Genomic DNA, 6,079 nt, shown 5'->3' on the forward strand with positions numbered 1-6,079 from the left:
CGAACTGACGCGCCACCGCGTGCCGGACGGCAACGCGGTGATCATCGTCGAGGACGTCACCGCGCGCCGCCAGACCGAGCAGCACATCCGCCATCTCGCGCGGCACGATGCGCTGACGGGTTTGCCGAACCGCCACGAACTGCATGCCGAGCTCAAGCGGATGCTCGCGCGCCGGCCGCGCACGCCGGGCCCCGCGCTCGCCGTCATGTATCTCGACCTCGACGGCTTCAAGGCGATCAACGACCGGTTCGGCCACCAGGCCGGCGACGACGTGCTGACGCAAGTCGCCGAGCGGCTCGGCAAGACGCTGCCGCCCGGCGAGCTGGCAGCACGCATCGGCGGCGACGAGTTTGTCGTCGCGCTCGACGACACGACGATGCACGCGTGCTCGCGCCTCGCCGCGCGCATCATCCGGCAGATCTCCGCGCCGTACACGCTGTCGATCGGTGCGACCGTGAGCCTGGGGATCAGCATCGGCATCGCACTCGACGACGGGCACGGTTCCCCCGATGAACTGATCCGGCAGGCCGACAGCGCGCTGTACGACGCGAAGTCGGCCGGCAAGGGAATCTACCGCTTCTATTCGAGCGGCAGCAGCCAGGTCGCACCGGCTACCGCGAGCTGACCCGACTGCGCGCACCGGCTGCGTCGCCCTCTTTCCCCCCGCGTTCGCCTCGTCCCGACGATTCAATTCCGAAACGCTTTGCGTGACCGCACGTGGCGCCGCGCGCTCGCGTGTCACGTGACGTGTTCCGTAACATCGCCGCCCGCCACGCATCACGTTGGCTGCAGAAGCCGGCACGATCGAATCAGTGCAAGGCTTTTCGAGCCTGGCACTTTTATTGCTCCCTGTCAGGGAAACAGGTTGTCAGGGAGACTCAACATGAATACCGTCGAAGTCCTCAGCCGCAGCGATACCATCGACGAACTGGATGTGATCGACGGCGCAGCGCTGATCCGCCGGCTCGTTTCCGAGCGCCGCATGCCGGCCGCACGCGAAGCCCGATGCGTCGACAATCCGCCGCTGACGCTCTACGGCGCGTTTCGCCAGGGCGTCGCCGATCACGGCGCGCACCGTGCGAATCCATATCGCGCCGGCAGCCGCTTCTGGGCACTGTGGGAAGAAGGACGTATCGAAGCTGAAACATCGGGCCGGTAGGCCGATTGTGCACGCCGGCCCCGTCGCGGCGAGGGGCCGGCGCGAAACATCACGCTCGAATGCGGCCGGCCGACGCACCGGCACGCGCTCATCGCTGCAACATCGCACGGGGTTCCGCGTATCGGCTGTGCAACGCGTTCGGACGTATCCGTGCGCTTGCCAGTCGATGGCATTCGGCGTTGCGCGCACCCGGCACACCGCGCGGCGGTCGTTTCCCGATAAGATGGCAGATTCCGTTCATCGAACGATGCCGCCATGACCGCCTCTTCCTCGCACCGCAATCCCATCCACTGCGAAATCGATCTGGACGCACCCGGCAAGCACGCGGGCTACCTGCGGCTGCCGCATTCCGTGCACCGCTCGGCGTACGGCTGGCTGCCGATCCCGATCGCGTCGATTCGCAACGGCGACGGCCCGGTCGCGCTCGTGATGGCCGGCAACCACGGCGACGAGTACGAAGGCCAGATCATCGTGTCGCAACTGATGCGCGAGATCGAGCCCGAGATGGTCAGCGGGCAGCTGATCCTGCTGCCGATGGCGAATTTCCCGGCGGCCGATGCGGGCCTGCGCGTGTCGCCGCTTGACGAAGGCAACCTGAACCGCAGCTTCCCCGGTAACCCGACCGGCACGCCGACGCAGATGATCGCCCATTACATCGAGCATGCGCTGCTGTCGCGCGCGCAGTATCTGGTCGACCTGCACTCGGGCGGCAGCTCGCTGCTCTACCACGGCGGCAACATGCTCGCGATCGATCCGCTCGACGCCGACGAAGCCGCGAAACTGAACGGGCTGCTGGCCGCGTTCGGGTTGCAGAATGCGCTGCTGCACGCGCCGAACCCCGTGCATTCGGCATCGGCCGCGCGTCGCCAAGGCGCGATCTCGATCGTGACCGAGCTCGGCGGCGCGGGCATGGCCGATCCGTCGCTGATCCGGCTCGGCCGCCACGGGCTGCTGCACTACCTCGGCTATATCGGCCTGCTGCGCGGCGCGCTCGTGCCCGATGCGCCGCCAACCATCACGCGCTTCATGCGCGTCGACGGCGAGCGCCACTTCGTCTATGCGTACGAGCGCGGGCTGGTCGAGCCGCTCGTCGAACTCGGCGACCAGGTGAAGGCCGGGCAGCCGGCCGCATGGGTGCATTTCCCCGATACGCCGCTGCGCGAGCCGATGCTGCACCGCTTCAAGGGCGACGGCGAAGTGGTGTGCAAGCGCGTGCCCGCGCAAGTGCGGCGCGGGGATTGCCTGTTTCAGTTGGCGGAGCTGTCGACGCCGGCGCGTGTCATCGAGTGATCGCGACTGGCGCAACCCGCCGCCCGCGTAGGATATCGGCAACGGCGCCAGTGCATGTTGCAGACACGCTGACCGTCAGCCGGACGCCCCTGGCAACTCATTTTCCTGCGCGGCACCGCATTGATGGCAATGCGGGAAGAAGAAGAAATTCCGGCCGCCGCATTCGCATACATTGAAAAGCCTCAATCCGCAATGTACGCAGAACGTGGAATCGTCGCCGCCGAGATTCCATTGTTTGTCGCATGACGGGCAGCGCTTCTTTTCGAGTGATCGAACGGCTTTTTCGTATCCGATCGTGCGCGCGCGTGCGCCCTGATCCTGCTGCAATTCGAGCCGTTTGCGTTCGGCATAGCGCTGAAATGCCTTCATCATGTAGAGGCCAGCGAATACCGTGAGCGCAATGCCGACCAGAACCCGGACGTAGCCGCCGAAATTCGGCAGGTACGGCACCAGTTCAATGAAAAACGCACTCAGTGCAAACAGGCCAAAACCATACACGAAGGGCCAGTAACGCACCTTGCGGTAGCGGATGAACAGCCAGATCGCAACCAGCAGTATCGGTAACGTCAGCGCCAGCCGCAGCCCGAACACCTGGATCTCGTAGTGCCGTGTTGCCGCGTCGAAGCGCTGTTCGGCTGCTGCGTCCGCTTCGGCGATTTGCGTGTCCACTTGAGTCTGCTGCGAGGTCAGTGCCCGTTGCTGGTCGCCGATCGCATCGATCTGATGCTGCCAGTTGACCACCACGGCCTGGAGCGTATCGAGTTTGTGCGTTCTGGCCAGAATGTCCGGGTCCCTCGCACTGTCTCCTGTCACCGAGCGGGTTGCCAGCCAGTTGCGGAAGCTTTCCTTCTCGGCCGCGTACTCCTTCGCGGCGCGGCCGCGCGCCACTTCCATTGTGTCGGCCTTCTCGACAAGCGCGTCGTGCTGAGCCTGCAGACGGCGCCGCGCCGCGTCCAGCCGCGCCTTTGCCTGAGTATCGGCGAATTGCTCGATGGCGGGCGGACCGCCGCTCGGCGCGAACGCCATGTCGCGGATCACGAGGCTGCCGAGCATGTTCAGAAAGACCGCGAAGATGATCGCAATCCCCCATGACGCGAGTCGCAGGAGCCGCGCTGGACTGGTCAGGCCGTCGCCGGAAGTCATCATTATTTTTTGCCCTCTGTTGGAATGGTTTTCATTGTCGTCAATCTCGATACAGCCGTCGATTGTCTCTTTCTCGTCGATTTCAGCCCGGCCCGGCGCCGATGCCGATGCCGCATGCCGCCCCGGAAGGGACACTCGTGCTTTTCGAGATCGGCCATGCGTTCGACCAGAAAGTGAAGCGGGTGTGGAATCGCGGGATAGTGGCGGCAGGCGGTACCCAGAGGCACCAATCCTGCATCCAGCAATCGCCACTCACACGTCGCCGTGCCGCTGCGACCCGCACCCGTTACATGCGCGTTAAAGCCCAAGCGCCTGTTCCAGTCGCCGCATCTCTTCCCGCCACTGTTCCTGCAGTTGCGGTTTTTGATGTTTCGGTTTGCGTGCGAGTTCTGCCGCCAGCCATGCCTCCAACTGACACCAGCGTTGCCACTGTGCGTCAGCGTCACTGAGGGCGGATTGAACACCGGCGTGGTTCCGTGTCGCCGGAATCTGCTCGGGTGCAGCGGAATCACGAGATGTGAACAAATTTCGATACGCGCTTTCAGCATCCGGCAATTCCTGTAAGCGCCCGTTATGGATTGCCCAGAAGCGATTGCAACTCTGCTCGATCAGTTCGCGGTCATGCGAAACCAGGATGAAACCCCCATCGAACGCCGCCAGCGCGGCCGCAAGTTCGCCCTTACCTTCCATATCCAGGTGATTGGTCGGTTCGTCGAGCCACAACAGGTGGTAGCTGGCCATGGACAGCGCGAGAAACAGCAGACGAGCCCGCTCGCCGCCACTCAGCGTGGCCACGGTCTGAGCATGGCGTACATACGCAAACCCGGCAGAAATCAACGCCTGCCGTCGCTCCTTGTCGCCGACTGGCGCAAATTTATAGAGCGCGTCCGACAACGTGGCGTCGTCGGCCAGTTGACGCAATGACTGATCGTAGTAGGCGATGCGCGCCGCTGGATGATAACGCCAGCCCATGCGCGCTTCCCCTTGCTGCAGATCGCTCCAGCACTGACGTAGCAACGAGGATTTGCCCGTGCCATTGCTGCCCAGGAGTGCGATCTTGTCACCTGGCCGCAACCACAAATCGTGAACCTCAAACAGGATCGGTTCTTCTGCGTGGGCGCGGACATGCAGGCCTTCGAACGCCATCAGACGGTCCGCCGCGAATGGTCTTCCCTGTAGCTTCAAGCGCCACGGGCTGCCACGACTAACAAAAGTCTGGTCTTCCTTTAGTTTTTCGACACGCCTTTGCATGGATCGGGCTTGGCGCGACAGTTTCTCGTTGTCGTGCTCGCGCCCCCAGATGGCCAGACGTTTGCTGCTGGCGGCTAGCCGGTCAATCTCGTTCTGCTCGCCTGCATGACGCGCTTGTGCCGTTGCGTCAGCCTGGGCCAACGCCACCAGGGCCCGGCTGCACGGCATATCGAAACTGTACAAGCGCTGATCGCGCAGAATCCAGCTTTTGTCGCTGAGGGTGTCTAGAAGCCGCGGGTCGTGCGACACCAGGATGAAGCCCCCCTGCCAGCGGCGCAGGAAATCTTCCAGCCACAATAGCGAGGGTAGATCCAGATGATTGCTTGGTTCATCCAGCAACAGCAGATTCGGCTGCGTCAGGACTGCACGCCCCAGCAGCAAACGCGTGTGTTGACCGCCACTCAGGTCGGAAACCGGTTTGTCTGCCGCAGTGGCCAGCTCCAAATCGTCCAGCAGACTGTCTACCCGCCAATGCTCGGCCCGTTGCTCGCCGACGCTCTCCAGCAACGCCTCTCGTGTCGTCAAGTCGGCCAGTCTCGGCGGTAGATGCTGCTCGACGTGTTGCAGGCGGCACATTGCCGCGTATTGCACGCTACCGGCACCGGGTTCGCGGCTGCCCGCCAATACATCGAGCAGACTGCTCTTGCCGCAGCCGTTGTGGCCAATCAGGCCGATACGGTCGCCAAGTTTTACAGTAAAGGAAAGATCCTGGAATAGCGGGCCATGGCCGGTTTCCAGATTCAAGGAAAGTGCGGAAATCAGGGTCGTCATGCTCTTGCTCTCGTTTTTTCGGGACGTGTTCGTCCCTGTCAACAGGAGCGCTGGCGACAACCTTGGAGTCGAGAAAGGACTCGGGAGGAGAAGGCTTTGCTCTGACCGGGTTATCGCAGCGCGATGGAACTCAGGCAAGAGCGGACGAATGTGCTGAATAAATGTGCCAACATCAGCGGGCGCACTAGCAAAACCATATTTACCTCCTTTTTTAAAAAGAGTTGGATGTAGCGCCGGAGTTTATCTCGGCTCACGTCGGCTATACAAGCCGCTGGCGTTACGCTCCCGATTTTTTCCAGGAGAGATCGCAGAATGCTCCGCGACCACTCGCTATTGGGCGGCCAATGTCTACTTTAAAGAAAGCGTTCCGAGTGACTGCTTCTGACCGGGAACCGTCACCGTCATATTGAATGACGCGCTTTGCCCGTACCCTTATGTGGTTCAAGAACCTTCAGCTTCATCGTC

General features: G+C 62.8%; 5 protein-coding genes. 3 read left to right on the plus strand and 2 right to left on the minus strand.

Features of this window, described 5'->3' with window-relative positions; all coding sequences use genetic code 11:
- The 3 genes from JYJ84_RS26130 to JYJ84_RS26140 form a co-directional block, all read left to right on the plus strand.
- On the plus strand, nt 1-625 hold a 625-nt coding region (locus JYJ84_RS26130; protein ID WP_205189625.1), incomplete at its 5' end, for a GGDEF domain-containing protein.
- Nucleotides 626-883: 258 nt separating this feature from the next.
- On the plus strand, nt 884-1,159 hold the full coding sequence (locus JYJ84_RS26135; protein ID WP_043186765.1) for a hypothetical protein: 276 nt from the start codon (nt 884-886) through the stop codon (nt 1,157-1,159).
- Nucleotides 1,160-1,414: 255 nt separating this feature from the next.
- Nucleotides 1,415-2,449 (plus strand): succinylglutamate desuccinylase/aspartoacylase family protein, encoded by a 1,035-nt coding sequence (locus JYJ84_RS26140; RefSeq protein WP_175219515.1) that lies wholly within the window; start codon nt 1,415-1,417, stop codon nt 2,447-2,449.
- Nucleotides 2,450-2,524: 75 nt separating this feature from the next.
- Here JYJ84_RS26140 and JYJ84_RS26145 read toward each other — a convergent pair whose 3' ends face one another.
- Together JYJ84_RS26145 and JYJ84_RS26150 are read right to left on the minus strand one after the other, a co-directional pair.
- The gene (locus JYJ84_RS26145) at nt 2,525-3,592 is read right to left on the minus strand and encodes a hypothetical protein (RefSeq protein ID WP_374102133.1); all 1,068 of its coding nucleotides are present in this window, start codon (nt 3,590-3,592) and stop codon (nt 2,525-2,527) included.
- A gap of 297 nt (nt 3,593-3,889) precedes the next feature.
- Nucleotides 3,890-5,614, minus strand: a complete 1,725-nt coding sequence (locus tag JYJ84_RS26150) for an ABC-F family ATP-binding cassette domain-containing protein (RefSeq protein ID WP_175219517.1) — start codon at nt 5,612-5,614, stop codon at nt 3,890-3,892.
- Between the last annotated feature and the right edge of the window lie 465 nt (nt 5,615-6,079).

Source organism: Burkholderia sp. LMG 13014, from assembly GCF_905232215.1.
In the GTDB taxonomy this organism is placed as follows: Bacteria; Pseudomonadota; Gammaproteobacteria; order Burkholderiales; family Burkholderiaceae; genus Burkholderia.